The sequence below is a fragment of the Nocardiopsis metallicus genome, assembly GCF_014201115.1.
Lineage (GTDB): Bacteria > Actinomycetota > Actinomycetes > Streptosporangiales > Streptosporangiaceae > Nocardiopsis > Nocardiopsis metallicus.
The window spans coordinates 3,194,339-3,221,104 of the sequence record NZ_JACHDO010000001.1 but is presented as its reverse complement, the minus strand read 5'-3'; the positions used below and the strand labels follow the sequence as shown (position 1 = coordinate 3,221,104).

The 26,766-nt window shown below is 71.3% G+C and carries 23 protein-coding genes and 1 riboswitch; of the genes, 8 read left to right on the top strand and 15 right to left on the bottom strand.

The window, feature by feature from the left end:
* Positions 1 to 53: 53 nt before the first annotated feature.
* The 7 genes from thiI to HNR07_RS13905 form a co-directional block, all read right to left on the bottom strand.
* Positions 54 to 1,346, bottom strand: coding sequence for a tRNA uracil 4-sulfurtransferase ThiI (gene thiI / locus HNR07_RS13935; protein ID WP_184365357.1), 1,293 nt, complete (start codon positions 1,344 to 1,346; stop codon positions 54 to 56).
* A gap of 174 nt (positions 1,347 to 1,520) precedes the next feature.
* Positions 1,521 to 2,546 carry a 6-phosphofructokinase gene (locus HNR07_RS13930; RefSeq protein WP_184365356.1) on the bottom strand — a complete coding sequence of 342 codons (1,026 nt, stop codon included), beginning with the start codon at positions 2,544 to 2,546 and terminating at the stop codon, positions 1,521 to 1,523.
* 218 nt (positions 2,547 to 2,764) lie between these two features.
* Positions 2,765 to 3,418: a response regulator gene (locus HNR07_RS13925; RefSeq protein ID WP_184365355.1), complete on the bottom strand. Its 654-nt coding sequence runs from the start codon at positions 3,416 to 3,418 to the stop codon at positions 2,765 to 2,767.
* An 89-nt stretch (positions 3,419 to 3,507) separates the two neighbouring features.
* Positions 3,508 to 5,544 carry a Stk1 family PASTA domain-containing Ser/Thr kinase gene (gene pknB / locus HNR07_RS13920; RefSeq protein ID WP_184365354.1) on the bottom strand — a complete coding sequence of 679 codons (2,037 nt, stop codon included), beginning with the start codon at positions 5,542 to 5,544 and terminating at the stop codon, positions 3,508 to 3,510.
* Between the two features lie 355 nt (positions 5,545 to 5,899).
* Positions 5,900 to 6,721, bottom strand: a complete 822-nt coding sequence (locus tag HNR07_RS13915) for a thiazole synthase (RefSeq protein WP_246420303.1) — start codon at positions 6,719 to 6,721, stop codon at positions 5,900 to 5,902.
* Positions 6,722 to 6,726: 5 nt separating this feature from the next.
* Complete coding sequence (gene thiS, locus HNR07_RS13910) at positions 6,727 to 6,939, bottom strand: sulfur carrier protein ThiS (protein WP_184372006.1); 213 nt, start codon at positions 6,937 to 6,939, stop codon at positions 6,727 to 6,729.
* 17 nt (positions 6,940 to 6,956) lie between these two features.
* Complete coding sequence (locus HNR07_RS13905) at positions 6,957 to 8,216, bottom strand: FAD-dependent oxidoreductase (RefSeq protein WP_184365353.1); 1,260 nt, start codon at positions 8,214 to 8,216, stop codon at positions 6,957 to 6,959.
* Positions 8,185 to 8,295: riboswitch (TPP riboswitch) on the bottom strand. It overlaps the preceding gene by 32 nt.
* A 119-nt stretch (positions 8,296 to 8,414) precedes the next feature.
* Here HNR07_RS13905 and HNR07_RS13900 point away from each other — a divergent pair.
* Together HNR07_RS13900 and thiE are read left to right on the top strand one after the other, a co-directional pair.
* A complete protein-coding gene (locus HNR07_RS13900; RefSeq protein ID WP_184365352.1) occupies positions 8,415 to 8,774 on the top strand; it encodes an Rv2175c family DNA-binding protein in 360 nt (119 codons plus the stop codon).
* An 81-nt stretch (positions 8,775 to 8,855) separates the two neighbouring features.
* Positions 8,856 to 9,527, top strand: coding sequence for a thiamine phosphate synthase (gene thiE, locus HNR07_RS13895; protein WP_184365351.1), 672 nt, complete (start codon positions 8,856 to 8,858; stop codon positions 9,525 to 9,527).
* 141 nt (positions 9,528 to 9,668) lie between these two features.
* Here thiE and HNR07_RS13890 read toward each other — a convergent pair whose 3' ends face one another.
* From HNR07_RS13890 to HNR07_RS13865, 6 genes are all read right to left on the bottom strand, one after another.
* The gene (locus HNR07_RS13890; protein ID WP_184365350.1) at positions 9,669 to 10,838 is read right to left on the bottom strand and encodes an acetyl-CoA C-acyltransferase; all 1,170 of its coding nucleotides are present in this window, start codon (positions 10,836 to 10,838) and stop codon (positions 9,669 to 9,671) included.
* A gap of 76 nt (positions 10,839 to 10,914) precedes the next feature.
* Entirely contained in the window at positions 10,915 to 11,175 is a 261-nt protein-coding gene (locus tag HNR07_RS13885; RefSeq protein ID WP_184365349.1) for a hypothetical protein, read from the bottom strand.
* 24 nt (positions 11,176 to 11,199) lie between these two features.
* Positions 11,200 to 12,204, bottom strand: coding sequence for a zinc-binding dehydrogenase (locus HNR07_RS13880; RefSeq protein WP_184365348.1), 1,005 nt, complete (start codon positions 12,202 to 12,204; stop codon positions 11,200 to 11,202).
* Between the two features lie 172 nt (positions 12,205 to 12,376).
* On the bottom strand, positions 12,377 to 13,270 hold the full coding sequence (locus HNR07_RS13875) for an SDR family oxidoreductase (protein ID WP_184365347.1): 894 nt from the start codon (positions 13,268 to 13,270) through the stop codon (positions 12,377 to 12,379).
* A gap of 68 nt (positions 13,271 to 13,338) precedes the next feature.
* Complete coding sequence (locus tag HNR07_RS13870; RefSeq protein ID WP_184365346.1) at positions 13,339 to 14,673, bottom strand: DUF418 domain-containing protein; 1,335 nt, start codon at positions 14,671 to 14,673, stop codon at positions 13,339 to 13,341.
* A gap of 174 nt (positions 14,674 to 14,847) precedes the next feature.
* The gene (locus HNR07_RS13865; RefSeq protein WP_184365345.1) at positions 14,848 to 15,933 is read right to left on the bottom strand and encodes a polyprenyl synthetase family protein; all 1,086 of its coding nucleotides are present in this window, start codon (positions 15,931 to 15,933) and stop codon (positions 14,848 to 14,850) included.
* A 255-nt stretch (positions 15,934 to 16,188) separates the two neighbouring features.
* Here HNR07_RS13865 and metF point away from each other — a divergent pair, with 255 nt between their 5' ends.
* A complete protein-coding gene (metF, locus tag HNR07_RS13860) occupies positions 16,189 to 17,118 on the top strand; it encodes a methylenetetrahydrofolate reductase [NAD(P)H] (RefSeq protein ID WP_184372003.1) in 930 nt (309 codons plus the stop codon).
* Here the strand turns inward: metF and HNR07_RS13855 are convergent.
* Together HNR07_RS13855 and bldD are read right to left on the bottom strand one after the other, a co-directional pair.
* Positions 17,036 to 17,644, bottom strand: coding sequence for a GNAT family N-acetyltransferase (locus HNR07_RS13855; RefSeq protein ID WP_184365344.1), 609 nt, complete (start codon positions 17,642 to 17,644; stop codon positions 17,036 to 17,038). The genes metF and HNR07_RS13855 overlap by 83 nt on opposite strands.
* 297 nt (positions 17,645 to 17,941) lie before the next feature.
* Positions 17,942 to 18,436: a transcriptional regulator BldD gene (gene bldD / locus HNR07_RS13850; RefSeq protein ID WP_013154123.1), complete on the bottom strand. Its 495-nt coding sequence runs from the start codon at positions 18,434 to 18,436 to the stop codon at positions 17,942 to 17,944.
* Between the two features lie 502 nt (positions 18,437 to 18,938).
* On the opposite strand from bldD, the gene pyrR reads away from it, so the two are divergent.
* From pyrR to carB, 5 genes are all read left to right on the top strand, one after another.
* On the top strand, positions 18,939 to 19,721 hold the full coding sequence (gene pyrR / locus HNR07_RS13845) for a bifunctional pyr operon transcriptional regulator/uracil phosphoribosyltransferase PyrR (RefSeq protein WP_376769920.1): 783 nt from the start codon (positions 18,939 to 18,941) through the stop codon (positions 19,719 to 19,721).
* Positions 19,721 to 20,629, top strand: a complete 909-nt coding sequence (locus HNR07_RS13840) for an aspartate carbamoyltransferase catalytic subunit (RefSeq protein ID WP_184365343.1) — start codon at positions 19,721 to 19,723, stop codon at positions 20,627 to 20,629. Before pyrR ends, HNR07_RS13840 begins: the two co-directional genes overlap by 1 nt.
* A gap of 75 nt (positions 20,630 to 20,704) precedes the next feature.
* Positions 20,705 to 22,006, top strand: a complete 1,302-nt coding sequence (locus HNR07_RS13835; protein ID WP_184365342.1) for a dihydroorotase — start codon at positions 20,705 to 20,707, stop codon at positions 22,004 to 22,006.
* A 56-nt stretch (positions 22,007 to 22,062) separates the two neighbouring features.
* Positions 22,063 to 23,205 carry a glutamine-hydrolyzing carbamoyl-phosphate synthase small subunit gene (gene carA, locus HNR07_RS13830; protein ID WP_184365341.1) on the top strand — a complete coding sequence of 381 codons (1,143 nt, stop codon included), beginning with the start codon at positions 22,063 to 22,065 and terminating at the stop codon, positions 23,203 to 23,205.
* A 15-nt stretch (positions 23,206 to 23,220) separates the two neighbouring features.
* Positions 23,221 to 26,529, top strand: a complete 3,309-nt coding sequence (gene carB / locus HNR07_RS13825) for a carbamoyl-phosphate synthase large subunit (RefSeq protein ID WP_184365340.1) — start codon at positions 23,221 to 23,223, stop codon at positions 26,527 to 26,529.
* Positions 26,530 to 26,766 lie beyond the last annotated feature (237 nt).

Here is a 26,766-nt window from a genome sequence, read left to right as displayed (position 1 = left end):
TTGTGAGCGTCCGGGGCACCGTGCGCAGGTGCGGCCCCTGTGACCGACCTGCGTTACCGAGCCGGGGCGGCGGCCTTGGCGGCGCTGGGAGTGACCCGGCCGGGCGCGGCCTCGCCCAGGAAGCTGGGCTTGTGCAGCTGGGCCGTGGTGACCAGCTGCTCGGCCAGCTCCTCGGCGTCCAGGCGCTTCTCGATCTGGCGCAGGTCCGGGATCTTGGCCGCGGTCTCCACCTGACGCGGGGTCAGCATCGTGCAGCAGTCCTCGTCGGGCAGCTCCGAGATGGCCAGCGTCCCGATCTTGCGGGCCTGGTCCATGATCTCGGTCTTGTCCATGCCGATGAGCGGCCGCAGGATCGGCAGGTCCACGGCGTCGTCCAGGGCGGTGATGTTGGTCATCGTCTGACTGGACACCTGGCCCAGGGCGTCACCGGTGATCAGGCACTCGGCCTTGAGGTCGTCGGCCAGGGCCTCGGCGGTCTTGAGCATCAGACGGCGCTGGGCGACGATCTGGAGCCGCTCGATACCGGAGCTCTTCAGCTGCTGCTGGGCCTTGCCGAAGGGCACCACGAACAGTCGTGAACCCACCTGGTAGCGGTCCAGCTGGCGGACCAGGCTGTAGGCCTTGTAGATGGACTCGGGGCCGGTGAAGGGCATCCCGGAGAAGTGCAGGAAGTCGACCTTCAGGCCGCGCCGGATCATCCGGTGGGCGGCGACGGGGGAGTCGATGCCACCGGACATCAGCACCAGGCCGCGACCGCTCATCCCGGCGGGCAGACCGCCCTGGCCGGGGATGCCGTCGGTGAAGACGAACGCCTCGTCCTTGTCGATCTCGACGTACAGGGTGTTGTCGGGGCGCTTGAGGTTCACCTTGTAGCCGTGCGCCTCGATGATCTTGGACCCGAGGAACCCGGCCAGCTTGCCGGAGTCCATCTCGAAGCGCTTGTCGCGGCGGCGGGCGCGCACCGCGAAGGTGCCCTCGCGGCCGGCCATCGAGCGCACGCCGATGTCCACGATGGCGTCCAGGTCCTTGGCCACCCGGCGCACCAGGTGCACCCAGACCACGCCCATGACGTTGGCCATGCGGTCGGCGATCTCGGCGACCTCGAGGTCGGAGGCGCCGGGCTTGCGCACGATGATCACACCGGCGCCGCGCTGGGAGAGGCGGATGTCGCCCAGGTCGCGCACGGAGGCGCGGATGTTGTTGTGCAGGCGGCGCTCGAACAGCTTGCGGTTGGAGCCCTTGAGAACGATCTCGCCGAGCTTCATGAGCACGCAGAGCTCGCCGAGCCCGGCGTCGGCTCCGACCTCGGTTACGGGGAGCGGCGCGGACTCCAGCGACGCGGACATGGTGCTACCTCCGGAGGGTGATGCCTGGGTTTCGCGAAAGGACGACGCCTTCCAGTATCGAACAATCCCCGGACCGCTCGGTCCATTCCCGGTCCCGGCCGCACCGGGGTGAGACCCCGGACACGGCCGCGGCCCCTCCCGGGCGGGAAGGGGCCGCGGCGGGGGCGGGAGTGACTAGCCGAAGAAGACCTCGGCCTCCTCGTAGCGCTCCGCGGGAACGGTCTTGAGGGTGTCGGTGGCCTCGGCCAGGTCCACCCGCACGATGTCGGTGCCCTGCAGGCCGACCATCTTGCCGAAGGACTTGTCGTGCACCGCCTCGATGGCGTTCACGCCCAGGCGGGTGGCGAGCACCCGGTCGAAGGCGGTGGGGGTGCCGCCGCGCTGGACGTGGCCCAGCACGACCGAGCGGGACTCCTTGCCGGTGCGCTTCTCGATCTCCTCGGCCAGGGTCTGGCCGATACCGCCCAGGCGCACGTGGCCGAAGGCGTCCTTCTCACCGGTGGCCAGTTCCAGCTGCCCCTCCTTGGGGTGGGCGCCCTCGGCGACCACGAGGATGGGGGCGTACTGGGTCTCGAAGCGGCTCTCGACGTGCTTGACGACCTCGTCCATGTCGAACGGGCGCTCGGGGATGAGGATGACGTTGGCGCCCGCGGCCATGCCCGAGTGCAGGGCGATCCACCCGGCGTGGCGGCCCATGACCTCCACGACGAGGGCGCGGTGGTGCGACTCCGCCGTGGTGTGCAGGCGGTCGATCGCCTCCATGGCGATGTTGACCGCGGTGTCGAACCCGAACGTGTAGTCCGTGGCGTTGAGGTCGTTGTCGATGGTCTTGGGCACGCCCACGACGTTGACGCCGCGGTCGTGCAGCTGGCGGGCCACACCCAGGGTGTCCTCGCCGCCGATGGCGATCAGGGCGTCGACGCCCAGCCCGGCCATGTTGTCCTTGACCCGCTCGACACCGCCCTCGATCTTCATCAGGTTGGTGCGGGAGGAGCCCAGGATCGTGCCGCCGCGCGGGAGGATGCCGCGCACGGCGCTGATGTCCAGGGGCATGGTGTCGCCCTCCAGGGGGCCGCGCCAGCCGTCCCGGAAGCCGATGAACTCGTACCCGTAGTCCTTGATGCCCTTCCGGACCACGGCGCGGATGACCGCGTTCAGACCAGGGCAGTCTCCACCGCCGGTCAGCACCCCGACTCGCATACGACTTCTCCTCGACGTTGTGGGTGTTCACGGCGCAAGGCGCCATATGGTCTAGACCATAGTGGGCCCGGGCTCCCCGGGCCAACCCCTGCGCAAAGAAGCTTTCCGAAACTCCGGACTTTCTGACACCCGGCTTTCCGTAACCTTCGCGGAAGTGGAGCCAAGGCCACCGCACCGCGGCCGCGTCCGGCGGTGCCGAAGGGGAGAGCTCGCCGAGGTCATTCGTCCAAGCCCCGGTCGATGGCGTAGCGGACCAACTCCACCCGGTTGTGCAGGTGCAGCTTGGTGAGGGTGTTCTGGACGTGGTTCTGGACCGTGCGGTGGGAGATGGTGAGGCGGCGCGCGATCTGTTTGTACGCCAGTCCCTTGGCGACCAGCCGCAGCACCTCGGTCTCGCGCGGGGTCAGCACCGGCGCGTCATCGGAAGGCTTCTCCTCGGCCGACAGCCGCCGGTACTCGCCGAGCACCAGACCGGCCAGCCCGGGCGTGTAGACCGCTTCGCCGGTGTGGACCCGCCGGACGGCGTCCAGTAGCTCCTCGCGCCCGGCGGACTTCACGAGGTAGCCGGTGGCCCCGGCCTTGACCGCGGCCAGCACGTCGTCGCTCTCTCCGCTGGCCGACAGCACCAGGACCCGAGGGGGGTCGGCCAGCGCCACCATGGCCGCGGTCAGTTCCACGCCGTTGGTGTCGGGCAGGTGCAGGTCCACCACGGCCAGGGTGGGCCGCACCGCGGGGGCGATCCGCAGCGCCTTGGCGCCGTCGCCCGCCGTCCCCACCACCGTGAGGCCGGCCTCGGTCAGGTCACGCGCCACCGCTTCGCGCCACATCGGGTGGTCGTCCACCACCAGTACCCGGATCTCGTCGCCGCTCATGCCGCTGACGATAGCGCGCGACCCCCCTTCCGCACAGGGGAAGAGGGGTCGCGGTTGCTCAGGTCCGCTTCGTGCGGCCGGCCGCCGGATCAGTTGTTGCCGCGGCCGTTCCCGTTACCGTTCCCGTTGCCGTTCCCGCGTCTGTCGTCGTCATCGTCGTCGTCGAGGTCGCCAAGGCCGATGCCGCCGGGGGTGGCGGTGATCTTGATCTTGGTGCCCTCCGGGGCGGTGCCGGTGTGCGACTGGTGGCCGATCCTGCGGCCGCCGAAGATCCGTTCGACCTCGACCTCGAACCCGGCGTCCTCCAGGGCGTCGCGGGCGTCGCGGATGGAATCACCGACCACGTCGGGGATCTCGACCTCGGGCGGACCGCTGGACACGGTCAGGGTGACGGTGGCGCCGGGACCGACGTTGGTGCCGGTGTCCGGGCTCTGGCTGATCACCGTGCCCTCGTCGATGCTCTCGCTCTCCTCCTCGACCACCTCGACCGTCAGGCCCAGGTCGCTGAGGGTCTCCTCGGCGTCCTCCCGGGTCTCCCCGGCCAGGCTGGGCACCGGGATGCCGCTGCTGACGGTGAGCGTCACCGTGCCCTCGCGGTCGGCCTCCGCACCCGCCTCGGGGCTGGTGGCGAGCACCTCGCCCGGAGCGTTGTCCGGGGAGTCCTGCTTCTCCTGGACGATGTTGCCCTCGTCGAAACCGAGGTCCTCCAGGGCCTTGACCGCGTTGGCGAAGTCGTCGCCCACCAGGTTGGGCATGGACACCTCCTGCGGCCCCTTGGACAGGAACACCGTCACCTCGTCGCTGGGAGACAGGCGTTCGCCGGCCTCGGGGTCGGTCCTGCCGACCTGACCGGCTTCGGCCTCGTCGCTGTAGACGGTCTCGTCGGACAGCTCGAAGACCAGCCCGGCGCCGCGGATCTGCTCACTGGCGGCCTCGGGGCCCAGCCCCACCACGTCCGGGACGGACTCGAACTGGCCGATGAGGAACCACCAGCCCGCCACACCCACGACCAGGGCCATGACGGCCGCGCCGACCACCAGCATGCGGTTGCGCGAGAACCACGACCCGCCCCCCTCGGGGTAGTCGTCGTACTCGTCGTCGTACTCGACCGGCGGCAGGTCGGCGCCGTTCATGTCCACGACCATGGTGGCGTTCTCGGTACCCGGACCTGCGCCGCCCGCGATCAGCTGGGGCGCGGTCATGGTGGCCGCGGAGTTCGCCTGCGGTGCCACGGGGGCCAGCGGGGCGCCCGCGGCCGCGCCCGTGACGGTGTCCGGCAGGGTCCGAAGGACGTCCAGGACCTTGGCCAGGTACTGGCCCGCGTTGCTCGGCCGGTACTTCGGGTCGCGCTCGGTGGCCTTGGTGACCAGCGCGTCCACCTCGGCGGGCAGGTTGGGCAGGAAGTGCGAGGGCCGCGGAACGTCCTCGTTCACGTGCTGGTAGGCGATCGCGATCGGCGTCTCACCGGTGTGCGGCTGCCCGCCGGTGAGCAGCTCGTAGAGCATGATGCCCGCGGCGTAGACGTCGCTGCGCGCGTCGGCCACGCCCTTCTCGATCTGCTCGGGCGCCAGATAGGCGGCGGTGCCCATGAGCGTGCCGGTGCGGGTCAGTCCCTGGTTGGACTGCTCCACCGCGCGGGCCAGACCGAAGTCGGCTACCTTGACCCGGCCGTCCTTGCTGATCAGGACGTTCTCGGGCTTGACGTCGCGGTGCACCATGCCGGCCTGGTGGGCGGCGCCCAGCGCGGCCAGCACCGAGGCCATGAAGTTCAGGGCCTGCTTCGGAGCCAGTCGTCCGCGGTCCTTGAGCAGGTCGCGCAGGGTCTGGCCGGGCACGTACTCCATCGCCAGGAAGACGTGTCCCTGGTCCTCACCCTGGTCGAAGACCTGCACGACGTTGGGATGGGAGAGCTTGGCGACCGAGTGGGCCTCGTTGATGAACCGCTGGACGAAGGTGGGGTCCTGGGCCAGGGAGGGGTGCATGACCTTCAGGGCCAGACGTCGGTCCAGTCTGAGGTCGTGGGCGACGTACACCGTCGCCATGCCGCCACCGGCGATCCTTGACTCGACGAAGTAGCGACGGTCCAGCGTCGCGCCTACTAGCGGGTCGGAAGTCGTCATGTCCACGACGGAGTAGTGTCCTTGCTGCGGGGAGCGCGGGCGGTCGCGGCCGGTGGCGCGTACCCGACACCTGGTGTCGAACCGCCACGATAGCGGAATACGGTGTCAGGTCCTGCCCCGCGGTTCACGGTCGCGGCGCCCCCGTGTCCACCGTCATGGAAACCGACGAGGTCATCGGCGTGGGGCGTTCGCGCCTGGGCGGTCTGTCGGTGCGGTGCCGCGGGCGGCACATACACCCCTCCCACGGTAGGGGACGGAGCCAAACCCGGCCGTGACGCCGCGCTGGACTTCTCTTTGCCCGCGCGCCCTCCCGGGCTCTGACCTCTCCGACCTCCTACCGCGGGATGGGCCGTGTGTTCGCTCAGACGACGTCGGGGCTGGAGGCCTGGGCGTGTCTGCGGACCGGGATGCGACCGGCCAGCCGGGCTCCGCGCCCGGCCCGGACGGCGTCGCGCATCGCGGCGGCCATGCGCACCGGCTCCTGGGCGCGGGTCACGGCCGTGGCCAACAACACCGCGTCGCAGCCCAGCTCCATCGCCAGGGCGGCGTCACTCGCGGTCCCGATGCCCGCGTCCACGATCACCGGGACGTCGGCCTGCTCGACGATGAGCTCCAGGTTGTGCGGGTTGCGGATCCCCAGCCCCGAGCCGATCGGTGCGGCCAGCGGCATGACGGCGGCGCAGCCCAGCTGCTCCAGGCGTCGCGCCAGCACGGGGTCGTCGTTGGTGTAGGGCAGGACGGTGAAACCGTCGTCGACGAGCGCCTCGGCGGCGTCCAGCAGCTCCACGGGGTCGGGCAGGAGGGTGTGCTCGTCGGCGACCACCTCCAGCTTCACCCAGTCGGTGCCCAGGGCCTCACGCCCCAGCCGGGCGGTGCGCACGGCGTCGGTGGCGGTGAAACAGCCGGCGGTGTTGGGCAGCGGCCGGATCTCGTTGCGCTCCAGGACGTCCCACACCGAACCCTGCGTGCCCGGGGTGATCCTGCGCATCGCCACGGTGGTGAGCTCGGTCTCCGAGGCCAGCAGGGCCTCCTCCAGGACCTCCAGGGAGGGCGCCCCGCCGGTGCCGGTGATCAGCCGCGAGCCGAAGGAGACCCCCGCGATGACCAGTGGGTCCTCGAGGGGCACCGCGCTGCCGGAAGCCGGTGCGTCGCCAGCGGTGCGTGTGATGGTCGTTTCGGACATGGCTGTCAGCCTCCCTGCACTGCGGTGAGTACGTCCACGCGGTCGCCCGCGGCCAGCGCGGTGTCCGCCCACACGGCGCGGGGCACCACCTCGTCGTTGACGGCCACCGCGATCCCGCCGCGGATCTCGCCGTCCCCGGCCGAGGTCAGGTCGCGCACGACCGCCTCCACCGTGGCCGCCGCGGTCTCCTGGGCCTGGCCGTTGATGATCAGTTCCACTGCTTCTCCCACGTCTTCTACTCCCACGTCCATCTGTCGGCGGCGAACCGGCGCGCGTGCGAGGGCAGCGCGCCGGTGACCAGGGCCTCGGCCATGACCTCGCCGGTCACCGGGGCGAGCAGCACCCCGTGCCGGAAGTGCCCGGCGGCCAGGTGCAGGCCGGGGACCCGAGTGGGCCCCAGCAGGGGTTCGTTGTCGGGCGAGCCCGGCCGCAGCCCCACACAGGTCTCGGTGATCTCCAGCTCGCTCACCCCCGGGACGAGTTCGCGCGCGTCCCGCAGGACTTGCCAGAGCCCGCCCACGGTCAGGGAGGTGTCGTGACCCAGCTCTTCCTGGGTCGCGCCCACGATCACCTCGCCGTCGGCCCGGGGCACCAGGTACACCGGGAAGCCGCGGACCAGGCCGCGCACGGTGCGGTTGACCAGCGGGGGCTCCCCGGCGGGGACCCGGGCGCGCAGCAGCTGCCCCTTGACCGGGCGCAGCGGTGGCACCACCGGCTCGGGCACCTTGACGCGATCGCCCCAGCAGCCCGCGGCCAGGACGACCTGATCGGCGGGGAGGGTGAAAGGCAGTGCGCCGAAGGCGTCCGTCGAGGGCGGTGGCGGGTCCGCCAGGCGCACGCCCAGCCGGGCGCCGTCGGGGCCGGGGGAGGTGACCTCCTCGGCGTGTCCGGCGATCTCGCGCACCCCCGCCCGCTCACCGGCCCGGGCCAGCGCCAGCAGCAGCCTGCGCGGGTCCACGGAGTGGTCCTCGGGGGCCAGCACCCCGCCGCGCACACCCGGGGCGAGTGTGGGCTCCAGGCGTCGGCACTCGCGGCTGGTGAGTCGTTCGGTGGCGATGCCCAGGCGCTGTTGGAGGGCGTGCAGGTCGGTCAGGACCGCCAGGTCGTCGCGGTCGAAGGCGACCAGCAGCGTCCCGGTGCGCCGGTATCCGACGTCGAAGCCGCCGGCTTCCTGGAGTTCGGTGACGAAGTCGTCGTACAGGCGCGCGGAGCGCACGCCGAACTCCATCAGCTCCTCCTCCCCGAACACCGCTTCGGTGGCGGGGGTGAGCATGCCGGCCGCGACGGTCGAGGAGGCGCGGGCGTCGGAGGGCTCGGTGACCGGGTCGGGTTCGACCAGGGTGACGGCCAGGCCGCGCTGTGCGGCCCGCCAGGCGGTGACCCGTCCGATGACCCCGCCGCCGATCACCACGACGGTATTGGTAGGACGAATCTGTTCGTGAGGAGGAACTTCGAAGGTGCGCACGGCGCCGTGTTCCACTCCCTTCGCCGGCATGACCCGGATCAGGTTCGTGCGGTCGGAAGCGGTGAGCCTCCCTCTCAGCCGGGTCCACCCGGCTCCCGCGGGACGTGTCTGTTCAACCTCCATCCTAGGGGAGGACGTCCAGCGGGGAGTGGTGGGGATCTCCGAGACGGGCGCCCCCACGCCGCCCGATGGTCTCCGGGAAGCGGCGGGGTGTGGCAGATTGGTGGGGTGACACAAAGCGATCGTGAACTCGACGAACTCGTCGGCGAATGGCTGACCCTGCGTGAGGCGGCCAGGCCGCTGGGCGTGAGCCCCAACCGGATCAAGACCTACATCCGTGAGAACCGCCTGATGGGCGTGGTCCGCGCCGGTGAGCTCTCCATCCCCGCCGCCTTCCTGGACGGCGACGACCTGGTCAAGGGCCTGCCGGGCACCATCGTGCTGCTCACCGACGCCGGTTTCTCCACCGAGGAGGCCCTGCGCTGGCTGTTCACCCCGGACGACACCCTGCCGGGTACGCCGATCCAGGCCATGCGCGAGAACCGGGGCACCGAGGTGCGCCGCCGGGCCCAGGGCATGGCTTTCTAGCAGTACGGAGCATGGCGTTCCAGCGACGTGCCGTGGAGCCTGCCCTAGGCCGCTGGTGTTCCAGGGCCTAGGGTGGATGGTGTGAGGACCAGCCACGGAACCAGCCTGCGCAAGCGCCTGGACGCATCCCTTCTGTACCTGTGCACCGACGCTCGGACCGGGCGCGGTGATCTCGCGGAGTTCGCGGACGCCGCCCTGGCCGGGGGAGTGGACATCATCCAGCTCCGGGACAAGGGCCTGGAGGCCCGCCAGGAGCTGGCCGCGCTCGAGACCATGCGGGAGGCGTGCGAGCGCCACGGGGCCATGCTCGCGGTCAACGACCGAGCCGACATCGCCCGCGCGGTGCGCGCCGACGTCCTGCACCTGGGCCAGCGCGACCTGCCCGTGCCCATGGCCCGCGACATCGTCGGCGCCGATCCGGTCATCGGCCGGTCCAACAACGACCCCGAGGCGGCCGCGCGTTCCGCGGAGGAGCCCGGGAGCGACTACTTCTGCGTGGGCCCGACCTGGGCGACCCCGACCAAGCCGGGGCGTCCGGCGGCCGGGCTCGAACTGGTGGAGCGCGCCGCCGCGCTGGCCACCGACCGGCCGTGGTTCGCGATCGGCGGTATCGACCTCACCAACATCGACCGGGTGCTGAGCGCCGGGGCCACCCGGGTGGTCGTGGTGCGCGCGATCACCGAGGCCGAGGACCCCCGGGCGGCGGCCAACGCGCTCAAGGCCCGGCTGACCGCCCGCGTCGACAACACCTGACCGGCACTGCCACGGCCCCGGAACCCGAGAAGGGGTTCCGGGGCCGCGGCAGTGTGTGCCGTGGCCCCCGCGGGAGGCCGCCCCTCGGGGCGACGGCACGTTCTGGGCGGCCCGGGCATCGTGCCCGGGCGGCGGAACCGGTCAGAGGCGTTCGACGACCATGGCGTTGGCCAGTCCGCCCGCCTCGCACATCACCTGGAGCCCGAAGCGGCCGCCGTGCTCGTGCAGGCCGTGGGTGAGGGTGGTGGCCAGCCGGGCGCCGCTGGCGCCGAGCGGGTGGCCGATCGCGATGGCGCCGCCGTTGACGTTGACCCGGTCCAGGTCGGCGCCCAACTCGTCGGCCCAGGCCAGCACCACGGGGGAGAAGGCCTCGTTGACCTCGAACAGGTCGATGTCGGCCAGGGCCAGCCCCGCGCGGGCGAGCAGCTTCTCGGTGGCCGGGATGATCGCGGTGAGCATGTACAGCGGGTCGTCGGCGGCCACCGCGAAGGAGTGGAAACGGGCCAGCGGGGTCAGCCCCAGCTCCTCGGCGCGGCTGCGGCTCATCACCAGCACGGCCGCGCTCCCGTCGCTGAGCGGGCTGGCGTTGGCCGCGGTCACCTTCCAGTCGATCTGCGGGAAGCGGCGCTCGGCGGCCTCGTCGTAGTAGGCGGGGCGCAGCCGGGCCAGGGTGCCCAGATCCCCGCCCTCGCGGATCCCCTCGTCCCGGGTGAGCCCGGCCAGCGGGGCGAGCTGGGTGTCGAAGGCGCCCCGTTCGGTGGCCTCGGCGGCCCTGGCGTGGCTGGTCAGGGCGAACTCGTCCAGCCGGGTGCGGGGCAGGTCCCACTTGGCGGCGATGAGTTCGGCGGAGATCCCCTGGCCGACCCACCCCTCGGGGTAGCGGGCGCCGAAGCCCTCGCCGAAGGGGTCGTCGGAGCCGGCCAGGTTGGCCCCCATCGGTACCCGGCCCATGGACTCCACCCCGGCGGCCACGACCACGTCGTAGGCGCCCGACATCACGCCCTGCGCGGCGAAGTGCAGTGACTGCTGGCTGCTGCCGCACTGGCGGTCCACGCTGACGCCCGGTACGGATTCGGGGTACCCGGCGGCGAGCAGGGCCCTTCGGGTGATGTTGAAGGCCTGCTCGCCGACCTGGGTGACGACCCCGCCGATGACGTCGTCGATCACGGCGGGATCGATCCCGGTGCGGTTCACGAGCGCGCGCAGGCTGTGCGCGAGCAGGTCCACGGAGTTGACGCCGTGCAGGGCCCCGTCCGGTTTGCCCCGCCCGACGGGGGTGCGGACCGCGTCGACGATGACGGCTTCGATCATGACTGCCCTTTCCCGGGTGGCTCGTGCCTGCTGACTATACATATCTATAGCCAGCTTGGCCAGGGCGGGATTCGGGTCAGCGCCGTCCGGCCCGGTGCAACAGCCACTGGGTCAGTGCCGGGGCGGCCGGGGTGAGCCAGCCCGGCCAGAGCGCCAGCGCGGTGGCCTGGCCGCCGACGGGTGCCCCGGAGGTGAGTTCGCGCAGGGTCTCGATGGCCGGGGTGACCGGCTGCCGCTCAGCGAACCCGCCCAGGGAGGACGGCAGCCCCTCCACCGGTACGAAGGCCGAGGACGGGTAGGGCACGAACAGCGCGACGAAGGCGAACTCCTCCCGCACGGGGTCGCCTTCCGGGTCGCCCGGTCAGGGAACGAGTAGGACCTTGCCCAGCACCCGGCGTCCCTCCAGGGCGGCGTGCGCCTCGGCGGCGCGCTCCAGCGGCAGGGTCAGCCCCACGTGCGGCCGGACGTGTCCGGCCCGGGCCTCCTCCAGGATCAGCCGGACCAGGTCCCTGTGCCCCGCCCCGTCCGGCGGGTCCAGGTCGAACAGGCCCAGGGCGGTGATCCCGCGGCGTTCGGCCTCCGCCTCGTCGACCTGGGCGAACTCACCGCTGGCGGTCCCGTAGCTGACGAACCGGCCGCCGTCGGCGGTGGCGGCGAAGGCGGCGGTGCCCAGGGTCCCACCCGCACCGTCGACCACCACGTCCGCGCCGTTCCCGGTGATCCCGGCGACCCGCCGCACCCATCCGGGTTCGGAGTAGTCCACCGTCTCCTCGGCTCCCAACTCGCGGGCCAGGGCCAGTTTCTCCGGGCCCCTGGCCGCACCGATCACCCGGGCCCCGGCGAGCCGGGCCAACTGGACCACCAGGCTGCCCGCGCCCCCGGTGGCGGCCAGCACCAGGACCCAGGAGTCAGGGGTGAACCGGGCGGCCCGTTCCAGGGTCAGGGCGGTCGCCCCATCGATCATCAACGCGAGGGCGTCGGCGGCGTTCATGCCCTCGGGCACCCTGACCAGGGCGTCCTCGTGAACCACTGCCCGCTCGGCGTAGCCGCCGACCGGCAGCCTGGCCCGGTCGTCCGCCGTGTCCGGTTCCCCCGTCTCCCCGACGACCTCGGCGCCCAGCCACGCCGGGTCCGTCCCCGGTCCCCCCGCCACGACCCTGCCCGACACGCCCCCGCCGGGCACGTACGGCGGGGTGACCGGGAAGTGGTTCCCGGCCAGCCCGGAGCGGATGAGGGTGTCCAGGTAGATGATGTTGACACCGCTCACCTCCACCAGTACCTGGCCGGGGCCCGGCACCGGGTCGGGTGCATCTCGGACGACCAGCACCTCGGGGCCGCCGAACTCGTCCACTCGTACCGCGCGCATGTCCACCACACTCCTTCTCGGGGGTCGTTCCCCCGGAACCCACAGTGCTTCCTCAACTAATGTTGAGGTCAAGGGGCGCCAGGGAGGGAACACGGCCGGGGAGCGCGGGGCCGGAGAAGACGGAACCGCCGCGCACGGGGCACGGCGGTGGCGAGAAGAAGCAGGGGCGCGGTCAGACCGCGACGTGGGAGAGCGCGCTCGGATGGCGGCGCAGGAAGCCCTCTATCGACTGTGCGGGATGCCCGGTCAGGTCGGGGACGGTGGTGGCGACCACGTCCATCTCCCCGGCCGCGATCGCCGAGTACGACGAGGCCCAACCCTCGATCTCCCACTCGGCCGCCCCGGTCCTTCGGCGCGACTCCAGCGCCTCCTCCCAGGTCTCGGGCACGTACTGGATGCTCCGGCCGGTCAGTCGGCCCAGCTTCGCCACGGTTGCGCCTACCGACAGGGCCTCGGGCCCCGTCACGTCGTAGGTCGTCTCCTCGGAGGCGGCCACCACCACGGGGTCGGTCAGCACGGCCGTGGCCACGTCCGCCACGTCGTCCCGCGAGACCCACGCGATCCTGCCGTCCCCGGCAGGTCCGCGCACCACGCCCTCATCGTCCACCCAGTGCGGCAGCAGGTCCAGGTACAGGCTGGGTCTCAGGAACGTGTGCGCGACCCCCGTCGACCGGATGTGCGCCTCCGTGAAGAAGTGCGTGCGGGCGAAGGTGAACGTGGACGCCGGGCCCGCACCGAGGAACGACAGGTACACGATCCTGGACACTCCGGCACGGACCGCCCCGTCCACCGCGCTCAGGTGGGTCTGGAGCCGGTCCTCCGACTCGGTCGCCGAGACCAGGAAGAGCGTGTCCACGCCGCGGCAGGCCCGCTCGAAGGCGTCGGTGTCCTCGTAGACCGCCATCGCCGCGCTGCTCTCCGGGTACTCCGGCGCCCGGTTGATGTCGCGCACGATGAGGCGCTGCGCCAGCCCGAGCCTGGCGATCCGCGCGGCCACACGCCCGCCCAGCGCACCAGTGGCCCCGGTCACCCCTATGGTGTGGTTTGTCATGTGTTCGTCGCCCATGAAAACCCATCCTGGGGTATGACCGGTCGTCGAGCGCTCATCGGCGCGCCCCTTTTTGCGGCTGCCGGTCAGGGGGTGGTGCGCTCTTGGTGCGCACCCTCCGCAACGCCCTGCTCCGCCGCTCCGCTTGTTCCGGGCGGCCCCGCTGACTCGGGCGCTCCTGCCGCTCCGACCGCTCCGGACGGCTTCCGGTAGGCCAGCTTGCGCAGCAGGACCTCCGCCGGTCCGCGCCGCCCCGAGCGTTCCAGGGCGTAGGCGGCCGCCACCGTGACCAGCCACACGGCGATCGCGTACAGGAACATCGTCCACGAGGACATGTGCTCGGCCAGCCCCAGTCCCCAGGCGGCCAGGATCGGCGCGCACAGCACCGACTGGGCCAGGTAGGCGCTGAGCGAGCGCTTGCCGGTGGCGCTCAGGGCGGTCACCACCGGGCCCCGGGTCCGCCCGCGCTCCTGCAGCCGGTGCGCCACCAGGGCGATCAGCGCCACGTAGCCCACGCCGCAGAACACGCCGGTCAGCATGTGCGGCATGGTCAGCATCTGCCCCTGCGCGGCGGTCAGGTCCCAGACCCCGGTCTGGGCCAGGGCCATGGGCAGTCCGCCCAGCCAGCCCACCGAGATGCCGACCACGGCCGTTCGGCGCAGCGCCCCCAGGTGCCGTCCGGGCTCCTCCAGGAAGCCGCGGCGCGCCGCCCAGAAACCGAGCAGGATCGCCGCGGGGACGGCCAGGCCCAGCAGCCCCTGGCCGACGACGACCAGCGGCCAGGTCATCACCCGCAGCAGCGCGGCGGACAGGAAGGACGGGTCGCCGATGTTGGCTGCCGCCTGGCTCATGTCGAAGCCCGTCGGGGCTTCGGCACCGGCGTCGCTGACGAACGGCAGGGCCAGGAGGCTGACCGCGGCCAGCAGCGCCATCAGGCCGGTCAGCACACCGCCCCACACGAGCAGGGTCACGTCCTTGCGGCGGAAGAACAGCCATCCCAGCACCAGCCCGGCCAGGCCGTAGGCGCCGAGGATGTCGCCCATCCACAGCAGTAGGGCGTGGAAGAAACCGAAGACCAGCAGCCACAGGTTGCGGCGGCGCAGCAGGGCGTTGACGCTGCGGACGTCGGCGCCCGCCGCCTGTTGGCGCCGGGCCAGCTGCACCATGCCGTAGCCGAACAGGAAGGCGAACATCGGGTAGCTGCGCATGTCCACGGCCATGACCGTGAAGAACTGCGCGGCGCTGTCGAGGGCGCCCTCGGGCTCCGGGTGCATGGTGGTTCCGGTGCTCGGCGCCGCCCACAGGTACCAGACCGTGTTGGCCAGGGCGATGAACAGCAACATGAAGCCGCGGGCGAGGTCGGGGGCGAGCGCCCGCTCGGCCGAGCCGGTCGGCCCGAGCACGGCGGTGGTTCTGGACATGGCAGGGCTCCGATTTCAAGATCTATCGTGACTTCCGATTCAAGTCGGAACCGGATAGACGGCGCAACCGGAAAAGGCATGGGAAAACCCCCGAAGTCCTCAGGGGCGACCCCTAAGGGCTTCGGGGGTTCGGGTGTCGGTAGCCCGGGTGCTCGCAGTCCGAGTGCCGAGGTATCAGTGGGAGCGCCGGGTCGCGGCCACGACCAGGTCGCCGAGCGGGCCGCGGGCGGACTCGTCCAGCTCCGGACTGTCCAGGGCGGCCACCGCCCGCTCCGCGTACTCGGAGACCATCGACTCACAGGCGGCCAGCGCGCCGGAGGACTCGATCAGCCCGCACATCCACTCCACCGACTCCACCGAGAGGTCCGGCGTGCCCAGCAGGCTCAGGAAGCGTTCGGCGTCGGCCGCGCCGGAGCGGGACAGCGTCTCGGCCACGATCAGGGTGCGCTTGCCCTCGCGCAGGTCGTCACCGGCGGGCTTGCCGGTGGTGGAGGGGTCGCCGAACACGCCGAGCACGTCGTCGCGCAGCTGGAAGGCGATCCCCAGCGGGATGCCGTAGTCGGTGTAGGCGCCGGCCAGTTCCTCGCCGCGCCCGGCCAGGGCGGCACCCAGGTGCAGCGGCCGTTCCACCGTGTACTTCGCCGCCTTGTAGCGCATCACCCGCAGCGCGGCCTCGCGGGTGGCGGTACCCCGGACCTGTTCCAGGGTGTCCAGGTACTGGCCGGCCATCACCTCGGTGCGCATCGCGTCGAAGGGGGGCCGGCCGCCCTGGAGGGTCTGCGGCGGGAAACCGCTCGCCTGGTACATCTCGTCGGACCAGGCCAGGCACAGGTCGCCGATGAGGATCGCGGCGCCCTGGCCGAACTCCTCGCTGTCCCCGCCCCAGCCCTGGTCGGCGTGGAGCTTGGCCATGCGCTTGTGCGTGGCGGGGGCCCCGCGCCGGGTGTCGCTGTTGTCGATCACGTCGTCGTGGACCAGTGCGCAGGCCTGGAGGAACTCCAGGGACGCGGCGGCCCGGACCATGCGCTCGTCGCCGGCGGCACCGCCCGCCCCGCGCCACCCCCAGTACGCGAAGGTGGGGCGCAGGCGCTTGCCTCCGGAGACCATCGCCTCCAGGGAGTCCATCGCCGGAGCCAGTTCCTCCCCGATCTCCAGCAGCAGCCCGCGGTGTGAGGCGCAGAAGGAGGAGAGTTCGCGGTCCACGTCGGAGCGGATGACGGACACGGCTGAGAGGGCTGAGGAAGATGAGGAAGCGGCCATACCCTGCACATTATCGGCTGCCCGCGCAGGTGTGCCCCGGGTTCGGGAAACGGTCCTTGGCCTTGGGGTGCGCGGATCCCGAGACCAGCTCTGTCCGGTGAGTGGAATGATTCTTCCTGATGTCCGATTCGCTGTCTCGCATCATGGGAAATGAGAGAAGGCCTTGCCTGTGGTCTCACAAAGTGGGACGCAGTGTCCGGGGGTCAGGGGGGCTCGCCTAAAGTTGGAGGCATGCTCGCTGCACCGACCCGCCCCGTGGCGCCCCGAACCCCGGCCTCCAGGCCGCGTCATATCCGTGACCTCCTCGACTCGGGCGAGCCGATGTTCTCCTTCGAGTTCTTCCCGCCCCGCAACGCCAGGTCGCAGGAGCGGCTGTGGCGTGCGATCCGCGAGATCGAGGCCCTCGGTCCGTCCTTCGTCTCCGTGACCTACGGTGCCGGCGGCGGCACCCGCGACCTCACGGTGGAGACCACCGAGCGCATCGCCACCGACACCACCCTGATGCCGGTCGCGCACATGACCCTGGTGGACCACTCCGTCGCAGAGCTGCGCCACCTCATCGGCCGCCTGGCCGACGCGGGCGTGTCGAACATGCTGGCCGTGCGCGGGGACCCGCCCGGCGACCCCGACGGCGAGTGGGTCAGGCACCCCGAGGGGCTCACCTACGCCGAGGACCTGGTCCGGTTGCTCAAGGAGAGCGGGGACTTCTCGGTGGGCGTGGCCGCCTTCCCCTACAAGCACCCGCGCTCGGCCGACGTGGAGACCGACACCGACCACTTCGTGCGCAAGTGCGAGGCGGGCGCCGACTACGCCATCACCCAGATGTTCTTCGACCCCGAGGACTACCTGCGCCTGCGCGACCGCGTGGCCGCGCGCGGCTGCGAGGTGCCGATCATCCCCGAGGTCTTCCCGGTGGTGAAGATGGCCTCGATCCCGCGGTCGGAGAAGCTCTCCGGAGCGCCGTTCCCGCGCGATCTGGCCGCGCGCTTCGAGCGCCTCGGCGACGACGAGAAGGCGGTGCGCGCCTTCGGGATCGAGCACGCCCAGCGCATGTGCGAGCGGCTGCTGTCCGAGGGGGCCCCGGGCATCCACTTCATCACGTTCAACCAGTCCACGGCCACCAGGGAGATCTACCGCGAGGTGGCGGGGCACCGGGTCCGACGAGCGGCAGCCGAGCGGCCATGATCGAGAAGGGTTGGTCCGGGGTGCCGGGGAACGAGAAGGACTCCAGCACCTCGACGAACCCGCACGAGCGGTAGAGGTGGCGCGCCGCTGAGGGGCCCGAACGCGTGGACAGCACCGCGGTGCGCTCCGGCCGCCCCGAGCACAGGGCGTGCAGGAGGGAACGGCCGACGCCGCGGTTCTGCGCGTCCGGGTGTACGTGCACCTCGGCGATCTCCAACGGGTCGGCCAGGTAGCGGCGGACGTGCCGCGCGTGTCCGTGCGCGCGCAGCCCCTCGATGACGACGTCGTGCCACCACTGGCCCTCGCGGCCGTGGAAGGCGTAGGCGAAGCCGACGGGTCGTCCGTCGTCGACCGCCACCACGGACCGGAATCCGGGGTGGCCGGCGTGGCTGCCCATCACGGCGGCCCGCCCGGGCAGTTGCTCGGGTGGCGGGCGCATGGCCGCCTCGTAGACCTCCAGGAGGGCGGGGACGGCGTGCCTGAACGCCCGGGGGGCGAGTTCACGGAGCTCTGTGCTGGCTGCCACGCCCCCAGGGTAGATCGTGCGGGGCCGCCGCCGCTGGTCTTCGCGGGCGCCGGTCTCCGCGCGTTTCCTTGACGTCCCCCGACCGGGGAGTGTTAACTGGTGCGAGTCGAACACGAGTTCGACTCCTCCCGCCGGTTCGTCCGGTGGGGAGCGGTGCGGCCGGGCCGGGGAGGGGAAGCCCTTGCCCGGCCGCACTCTTTTCGGGCGCGCGGACTTCTGGCACGCAAAGGCCGGGCGTCCCCTGCGGGGCGCCCGGCTTCGTTGTTCCGTTCCAGGGAACTCCTGGAGGAGGGCTCGCTAGAAGGCGTCGACGGCGCGACGGGCCTCCGGGTCGAGGACACCCCAGTTGATGAGCTCCTCGGTCAGGTCGCCGGGCGACTTGTCGTAGATGACCGCGAGTGAGCGCAGGTCCTCCTGGCGGATGGACAGTACTCGCCCGTTGTAGTCACCCCGCTGACTCTGGATGGTGGCGACGTAGCGGGAGAGGGGACCGGCCTTCTCCTGCGGGAGCTGCTGCATGCGCTCCAGGTCGATGACCAGCTTGGGTGTCGGACCCAGGGGCGTGGGCGCGGCGCCGCCGGGCAGCAGCTCCGACATCGGCACTCCGTAGAAGTCGGCCAGCTCGGCCAGCTTCTGCACGGTGACCGCGCGGTCGCCGCGCTCGTAGGAGCCCACCACGACGGCCTTCCAGCGTCCGTGGGACTTCTCCTCCACCCCGTGCAGGGAAAGGCCCTGCTGGGTGCGGATGGCACGCAGTCGCGCACCGAGGGACTTGGCGTATTCGGATGGCATCTTCTTGTCGCTCCCGGCCGTGACGGTGGCTGGCGTGAGTGGGGGAGACGTCCGCTCGTACTCGGCGGGCCGCCTGAGCGGTCCAGCGGATGGTCACGGGGTGCAACCCCACCCGGCAGTGATTACAGACAGTGACGGTAGAGGGGGGCCGGTGTCCAGGTCAAGCCGTTGGTGTGAAACGCGACTAATCAGTGGCCAAACCGTGCGTAGGTGAGACGCCTCTCATTTCGGGAGCAGTGGGGGCGAGTAGGACACGTTCCGAGGTCGGAAAGCCCGCTCCTACAGGGAATTTCGTGTTTCCCCCGAATGGGGTGCGAATCCGGAGTGTCATGAAACGGATACCCTTTGTTGGGCAATCGATGGCATGGGATGTGATTAGAATCACATTCTCGATCCCGTGGCGCGGAACGCGCCCGAAGCTCCCGCCGTCCGCGCTGGTAGCGTGGGCCCGATCGACATCCTTTAACGACCTGTTCCGTGAGGCAGGGAAGGAGTCAGTACTTTGCGTGCGCGAAAACCAACCGAAGGTGATACGGGTTCTGGCGTCCCCGCACCGGCTTCCGAGGTACCGGAGACCCCCGACGTACCCGAAGGCACCAGAGCCGTCCTCGACGGCAACGAGATCAACCGGGCACTGACCCGCATCGCCCACGAGGTGCTCGAACGCACCAAGGGCGGCGAACACGTCACCCTCCTGGGCATCCCCTCGCGCGGCGTCCCCCTGGCCGAGCGCCTGGCCCGCCGCATCGAACAGGTCGAGGACCTCAGCGTCCCCTTCGGCTCGCTCGACATCACGATGTACCGCGACGACCTGCACCTGGCCCCGGCCCGCGCCCTCGGCAAGACCGAGATCCCCGCCGGCGGCCTCGACGACCGCACCGTGGTCCTGGTCGACGACGTCCTCTTCTCCGGCCGCACCGTCCGCGCCGCCCTCGACGCCCTCGGCGACCTCGGCCGCCCCCGAGCGGTCCAGCTCGCCGTCCTCGTCGACCGCGGCCACCGCGAACTCCCCATCCGAGCCGACTACGTGGGCAAGAACCTGCCCACCTCCCTGCGCGAGGGCGTCACCGTCCTGCTGTCCGAGACCGACGGCCAGGACGCCGTCCTCCTCGGCCCGGCGAAGGCCCGCCCCTCGCCCGCCCTCCCGTCACCCGCCACCGCCCGCAAAGGACACGCCTCGCGCGCGGTGCCGCCCTCTTACCGGGACCCGCGATCCAATCCCGCTTCGAGCCCCGGTACCGGCACCACGGCCGACAACGCCGGCAGCAAGGAAGGGGACGCCTGATGCGCCACCTGCTCTCCACCGGTGACCTCAGCCGTGACGAGGCCACACTCATCCTGGACACCGCCGCCGAGTTGGCCCAGGTCGGGGACCGCTCCGTCAAGAAGCTCCCCACCCTGCGCGGACGCACCGTGGTCAACCTCTTCTACGAGGACTCCACCCGCACCCGCACCTCCTTCGAGCTGGCCGCCAAGCGCCTGTCCGCCGACGTCATCAACTTCTCGGCCAAGGGCTCCAGCGTCTCCAAGGGTGAGAGCCTCAAGGACACCGCGCTCACCCTCCAGGCCATGGGCGCCGACGCCGTCGTCATCCGGCACAGCGCCTCCGGGGCCGCACACCGCCTGGCCAACTGGGTGGACGGGTCCGTCCTCAACGCCGGCGACGGCACCCACGAACACCCCACCCAGGCCCTGCTGGACGCCTACACCATGCGCGACCGGCTCGGCAGCCTGGAAGGGCTGCGGGTGGCCGTGGTCGGCGACATCCTGCACAGCCGGGTCGCCCGCTCCAACGTGCTGCTGCTCACCACCCTGGGCGCGCACGTCACCCTGGTCGCGCCGCCCACCCTGCTGCCGGTCTCGGTGAACACCTGGCCCTGCGAGGTCTCCTACGACCTCGACGAGGTCCTGCCCAAGTCCGACGTCGTCATGATGCTGCGCGTGCAGGCCGAGCGGATGCGCGACTCCTTCTTCCCCTCCGTGCGCGAGTACAGCCGCAACTACGGACTCGACGGCGAGCGCCTAGGCCGGATGCCCGCCGAGGCCATCGTCATGCACCCCGGCCCGATGGTCCGCGGCATGGAGATCTCCGCCGAGGTCGCCGACTCCCCGCGCTGCACCGTCACCGAGCAGGTCGCCAACGGCGTCAGCCTGCGCATGGCCGTGCTCTACCTGCTGCTCGGCGGCTCCTGAGAGGGCCAGCGCCCCCGCGCGCCCCGACGAGCCCGCCGCACCGAACTCCACGAACTCGAGAAAGCCGACACACCCATGCCCGAATCCACCGGACCGCACCTGATCCGCGGCGCCCGACCGCTCGGCGGCGATCCCGTCGACCTGCTCTTCGCCGACGGCGAGATCGCCGCGATCGGCCCCGACCTGGAGGCCCCCGAGGGCGCGCGGGTCGTGGACGCCACCGGCCTGATCGCCCTGCCCGGACTCGTGGACCTGCACACCCACCTGCGCGAGCCCGGCCGTGAGGACGCCGAGACCGTCGCCTCGGGCTCCCGCTCCGCCGCCATGGGCGGCTACACCTCCGTGCACGCCATGGCCAACACCGACCCCGTCGCCGACACCGCCGGCGTGGTCGAGCAGGTCTGGCGGCTGGGCCGCGAGGCCGGCTACTGCGACGTGCGCCCGGTCGGCGCCGTCACCGTCGGCCTGGCCGGGCAGCAGCTCTCCGAGATCGGCGCCATGGCCGACTCCGCCGCCCGGGTCCGGGTCTTCTCCGACGACGGTATCTGCGTCTGGGACGCCCTGCTCATGCGCCGCGCCCTGGAGTACGTCAAGGCCTTCGACGGCGTCATCGCCCAGCACGCCCAGGAGCCCCGCCTGACCGAGGGCGCCCAGATGAACGAGGGCTGCGTCTCCGACCGCCTCGGCCTGCCCGGCTGGCCCGCGGTCGCCGAGGAAGCGATCATCGCCCGCGACTGCCTGCTCGCCCAGCACGTCGGCTCGCGCCTGCACGTGTGCCACGTCTCCACCAAGGGCTCGGTGGACATCATCCGCTGGGCCAAGGAGCGCGGCTGCGACGTCACCGCCGAGGTCACCCCGCACCACCTGCTCCTCACCGACGAACTGGTGGAGAGCTACGACCCGATCTACAAGGTCAACCCGCCCCTGCGCACCGCCGAGGACGTGCAGGCGCTGCGCGAGGGCCTGGCCGACGGCACGATCGACATCGTCGCCACCGACCACGCCCCCCACCCCAAGGAGGCCAAGGAGACCGAGTGGTCCACGGCCGCCATGGGAATGGTCGGACTGGAGACCGCGTTGGCGGTCGTGCAGCAGACCATGGTCGACACCGGCCTGCTGACCTGGGCGCAGGTCGCCGACCGCATGTCCACCGCCCCCGCCCGCATCGGCCGGGTCGGCGGACACGGCCGCGAGCTGGCCGTCGGTGAGCCCGCCAACGTCGTCCTGTACGACCCCGCGGCGCCGGTCGGCGTCGACGGCGAGGCCATGGCCACCAAGAGCAGCAACACCCCGTTCCGGGGCCTGACCCTGCCGGGCCAGGTGCGCGCCACCTTCCTGCGTGGCGCGCCCACCGTCCTGGAGGGGAAGATCAATTGAGAACAGACAACGCAGTGAACGCCCAGGCCACACCTGGCGCGACAGAGGGGGAAAACGTGTCCGAGGAGATCGGCGGCCCGGCGATCCTGGTGCTTGAGGACGGGCGTGTGTTCCACGGCCGCTCCTTCGGCGCTGCCGGCGAGACCTTCGGCGAGGCCGTCTTCAACACCGGGATGACCGGCTACCAGGAGACCCTCACCGACCCCTCGTACCACCGGCAGATCGTCGCGATGACCGCACCGCACATCGGCAACACCGGCGTCAACGACGACGACCCCGAGTCCGGCCGGATCTGGGTCGCGGGCTACGTCGTCCGCGAGCCCGCCCGCATCCCCTCCAACTGGCGCGCCCAGCGCACCCTCGACGAGGAGCTGCGCCGCCAGAACGTGGTCGGCATCGCCCTGAACGGCACCCGCGCCCTCACCCGCCACCTGCGCGACCGGGGCGCCATGCGCGCGGCGATCAGCAGCGTCGAGACCGACCCCGAGGCGCTGCTCGCCCGTATCCTGGAGCAGCCCCGCATGGCCGGTTCGGACCTCGCCGCCGAGGTCAGCACCGACACCGCCTACGAGGTCCTGCCGCCCGAGGGCGTCCGGACGCGCTTCCACGTCGCCGCCGTCGACCTCGGCATCAAGGCCATGACGCCCCAGCGCCTGGCCGAGCGCGGCTGCAAGGTCACCGTGCTCCCCGCCTCCGCCACCGCCGAGGACATCCTCGCCCTGGACCCGGACGGCGTCTTCTTCAGCAACGGCCCCGGCGACCCCGCCACCGCGGACCACTCGGTCGACGCCATGCGCGGCGTCCTGGACTCGGGCAAGCCGCTCTTCGGCATCTGCTTCGGCAACCAGATCCTGGGCCGCTCCCTGGGCCTGGGCACCTACAAGCTGCCCTTCGGCCACCGCGGCGTCAACCAGCCGGTCATCGACACCCGCACCAAGAAGGTGGCGATCACCAGCCAGAACCACGGTTTCGCCGTGGACGCCCCGCTCGACACCCCCTTCGACACGCCCTACGGCCGGGCCGAGGTCAGCCACATCGGCCTCAACGACCAGGTCGTCGAGGGCCTGCGGCTGCTGGACCGCCCCGTGTTCAGCGTCCAGTTCCACCCGGAGGCCGCCGCGGGTCCCCACGACGCCGCCGGGCTCTTCGACGAGTTCGTCGACCTGATGTCCGCCCAGCCCGCACCGGCTGCCAAGTAGTAAGAGGAACAGAGCATGCCGCGCCGTAGTGACCTTTCATCCGTCCTCGTCATCGGCTCCGGCCCGATCGTGATCGGGCAGGCGGCCGAGTTCGACTACTCGGGCACCCAGGCCTGCCGTGTCCTGCGGGCCGAGGGCCTGCGGGTCATCCTGGTCAACTCCAATCCGGCCACGATCATGACCGATCCGGAGATCGCCGACGCCACCTACGTCGAGCCGATCACCCCGGAGATGATCGAGAAGATCATCGCCAAGGAGCGCCCCGACGCGCTCCTGCCCACCCTGGGCGGACAGACCGCGCTCAACGCCGCCGTCGACCTGGACGAGGCCGGGATCCTGGCCAAGTACGACGTCGAGCTCATCGGCGCCAACATCGCGGCGATCCAGTCCGGCGAGGACCGCGAGGTCTTCAAGGGCATCGTCGAGCGCATCGGCGGCGAGTCCGCCCGCTCGCGCATCTGCCACACCCTCCAGGAGTGCCTGGACGCGGCCGAGGAGCTCAGCTACCCGGTCGTGGTGCGCCCCTCCTTCACCATGGGCGGCGCTGGGTCGGGCTTCGCCCACAACGAGTCCGAGCTGCGCCGGATGGCCGGCCAGGGCCTCGCGCTCTCCCCGACCACCGAGGTACTCCTGGAGGAGTCCATCCTCGGCTGGAAGGAGTACGAGCTGGAGCTGATGCGCGACACCAACGACAACGTGGTGATCGTGTGCTCCATCGAGAACCTCGACCCCATGGGGGTGCACACCGGTGACTCCATCACCGTGGCCCCGGCCATGACCCTCACCGACCGCGAGTACCAGAAGCTGCGCGACATCGGCATCGCGGTCATCCGCGAGGTCGGCGTGGACACCGGCGGCTGCAACATCCAGTTCGCCGTCCACCCCACCACCGGCCGGATCATCGTCATCGAGATGAACCCCCGCGTGTCCCGCTCCTCGGCGCTGGCCTCCAAGGCCACCGGCTTCCCGATCGCCAAGATCGCCGCCAAGCTCGCCGTCGGCTACACGCTGGACGAGATCCCCAACGACATCACCAGGGAGACCCCGGCCAGCTTCGAGCCCTCGCTCGACTACGTCGTGGTCAAGGTGCCCCGCTTCGCCTTCGAGAAGTTCCCCGGAGCCGACCCCACCCTCACCACCACCATGAAGTCGGTGGGCGAGGCCATGGCCATCGGCCGGTCCTTCCCCGAGGCGCTGCAGAAGGCCATGCGCTCCCTGGAGAAGGCGGGCGTCGGCCTCACCTGGGCCGGACGCCCCGGCGACAAGGACGAGCTCCTGCGCCAGGCCGCCCAGCCCACCGAGCACCGCCTGCGCCAGGTCCAGCAGGCCTTCCGCGCCGGTGCCACGGTCGAGGAACTGCACGAGTCCACCAAGATCGACCCCTGGTTCCTGGACCAGATGCTGCGTCTGGAGGAGACGGCCCGCGTCCTGGCCACCGCCCCCAAGCTCGACGCCGACCTGCTCCGCGACGCCAAGGGCCTGGGCTTCTCCGACGCCCAGATCGGCGAGATCACCGGTAAGACCGAGGACGTCGTCCGCGAGCTCCGGCACGCCCTGGGCATCCACCCCGTCTACCTGACCGTGGACACCTGCGCCGCCGAGTTCGAGGCCCAGACGCCGTACCTGTACTCCAGCTACGACGAGGAGACCGAGGTCCCCGCCGGGGACAAGCCCAAGATCATCATCCTGGGCTCGGGGCCCAACCGCATCGGCCAGGGCGTGGAGTTCGACTACTCCTGCGTCCACGCCTCCTTCGCGCTCTCCGACGCCGGGTTCGAGACCGTCATGGTCAACTGCAACCCCGAGACCGTCTCCACCGACTACGACACCAGCGACCGGCTCTACTTCGAGCCGCTCACCCTTGAGGACGTCCTGGAGGTCGTGCGCGCCGAGCAGGCCGCCGGCCCGGTCGTCGGCGTCATCGTCCAGCTGGGCGGCCAGACCCCGCTCGGACTGGCCCGCCGCCTCAAGGACGCCGGGGTGCCCATCATCGGCACCAGCCCCGAGGCCATCGACCTGGCCGAGGACCGCGGCGCGTTCGGCAAGGTCCTGGCCGCCGCCGGGCTGCCCGCGCCCAAGTACGGCATGGCCTACTCCTTCGCCGAGGCCAGGGCCGCCGCGGACGAGATCGGCTACCCGGTCATGGTCCGCCCCTCCTACGTGCTGGGCGGCCGCGGCATGGAGATCGTCTACAGCGAGAAGATGCTCGCCGACTACATCGAACGCAACGCCGAGGTCAGCCCCGAGCACCCGGTCCTGATCGACCGGTTCCTCGACGACGCCATCGAGATCGACGTCGACGCCCTCTACGACGGCAAGGACCTGTACCTGGGCGGTGTCATGGAGCACATCGAGGAGGCCGGCATCCACTCCGGCGACTCGGCGTGCACCCTGCCCTCGATCACCCTGGGCAGCGAGGACATCGAGCGCATCCGCTACTCCACCGAGGCCATCGCGCGCGGTACCGGGGTACGGGGCCTGCTCAACGTCCAGTACGCACTCGCCTCCGGAGTCCTCAACGTCCTCGAGGCCAACCCGCGCGCCTCCCGCACGGTCCCGTTCGTCTCCAAGGCCACCGCGGTGCCGCTGGCCAAGGCCGCCGCCCGCGTCATGGCCGGGACCAGCATCGCCGAGCTGCGCGCCGAGGGCATGCTGCCCGCCAAGGGCGACGGCGGCGACCTGCCCGCCGACGCCCCGGTGTCGGTGAAGGAGGCCGTGCTGCCCTTCAACCGGTTCATCAACAAGGAGGGCGAGGGAGTCGACACCATCCTCGGCCCCGAGATGCGCTCCACCGGTGAGGTCATGGGCCTGGACACCGACTTCGGTTCCGCCTACGCCAAGTCCCAGCTGGCGGTCAACGGCAACGTGCCCACCCAGGGCAAGGTGTTCGTATCGGTCGCCAACCGCGACAAGCGCTCGATGATCTTCCCGGTCAAGCGCCTGGCCGACCTCGGCTTCGAGATCCTGGCCACCGAGGGCACGGCCGTGGTCCTGCGCCGCAACGGCGTCCACGCCACCGTGGTCCGCAAGCACAGCACGGGCACCGGCCCGGGCGGCGAGCCCACCATCGTGCAGCTCATCCACGACGGTGAGGTCGACCTGATCGTCAACACCCCGTTCGGCAGCGCGGGCCAGTCCGGCCCGCGTCTGGACGGGTACGAGATCCGTACCGCGGCCATCGCGCGCGGGGTGCCCAGCGTCACCACCGTGCAGGGTCTGGCCGCCGCCGTCCAGGCGATCGAGGCGCGCGTGCGCGGCGACATCGGGGTGCGCTCCCTCCAGGAGCACGCCCAGTCGATCACGGAGAGCCGCCGGAGCTCCTAGGCTGTAGTCCAGTCGCCGGGGAGTCCGGCTGTCGGGGCACAGCACAAGAGGAGTCAAGCCGCCAGGCAGAGGAACCGGGCCGGGCGTAGACGACGATGCTGTGTCGTTGAAACCCGAATCCCTCCGCAACGGCGGCGGACACGGGCCAAAGCGAAGCGGAGGCCCATGGCAGGCACGGTCCGCGTGTCGCGGGGGACCCGATCCCCCGCGACACGCGGACCGTACACCTGAGTTCCA

Excerpts from the sequence above, each read along its gene's own strand:
- HNR07_RS13905 (WP_184365353.1), bottom strand. The coding sequence starts at position 8,216 with ATGCCGGCGAAGGGAGTGGAACACGGCGCCGTGCGCACCTTCGAAGTT.
- HNR07_RS13865 (WP_184365345.1), bottom strand. The coding sequence starts at position 15,933 with ATGGCCGCTTCCTCATCTTCCTCAGCCCTCTCAGCCGTGTCCGTCATC.
- HNR07_RS13890 (WP_184365350.1), bottom strand. The coding sequence starts at position 10,838 with ATGATCGAAGCCGTCATCGTCGACGCGGTCCGCACCCCCGTCGGGCGG.
- HNR07_RS13875 (WP_184365347.1), bottom strand. The coding sequence starts at position 13,270 with ATGGGCGACGAACACATGACAAACCACACCATAGGGGTGACCGGGGCC.
- HNR07_RS13925 (WP_184365355.1), bottom strand. The coding sequence starts at position 3,418 with ATGAGCGGCGACGAGATCCGGGTACTGGTGGTGGACGACCACCCGATG.
- HNR07_RS13880 (WP_184365348.1), bottom strand. The coding sequence starts at position 12,204 with ATGCGCGCGGTACGAGTGGACGAGTTCGGCGGCCCCGAGGTGCTGGTC.
- HNR07_RS13840 (WP_184365343.1), top strand. The coding sequence starts at position 19,721 with ATGCGCCACCTGCTCTCCACCGGTGACCTCAGCCGTGACGAGGCCACA.
- bldD (WP_013154123.1), bottom strand. The coding sequence starts at position 18,436 with ATGCCATCCGAATACGCCAAGTCCCTCGGTGCGCGACTGCGTGCCATC.
- thiI (WP_184365357.1), bottom strand. The coding sequence starts at position 1,346 with ATGTCCGCGTCGCTGGAGTCCGCGCCGCTCCCCGTAACCGAGGTCGGA.
- HNR07_RS13915 (WP_246420303.1), bottom strand. The coding sequence starts at position 6,721 with ATGTCCGAAACGACCATCACACGCACCGCTGGCGACGCACCGGCTTCC.
- HNR07_RS13835 (WP_184365342.1), top strand. The coding sequence starts at position 20,705 with ATGCCCGAATCCACCGGACCGCACCTGATCCGCGGCGCCCGACCGCTC.
- carB (WP_184365340.1), top strand. The coding sequence starts at position 23,221 with ATGCCGCGCCGTAGTGACCTTTCATCCGTCCTCGTCATCGGCTCCGGC.
- HNR07_RS13870 (WP_184365346.1), bottom strand. The coding sequence starts at position 14,673 with ATGTCCAGAACCACCGCCGTGCTCGGGCCGACCGGCTCGGCCGAGCGG.
- HNR07_RS13930 (WP_184365356.1), bottom strand. The coding sequence starts at position 2,546 with ATGCGAGTCGGGGTGCTGACCGGCGGTGGAGACTGCCCTGGTCTGAAC.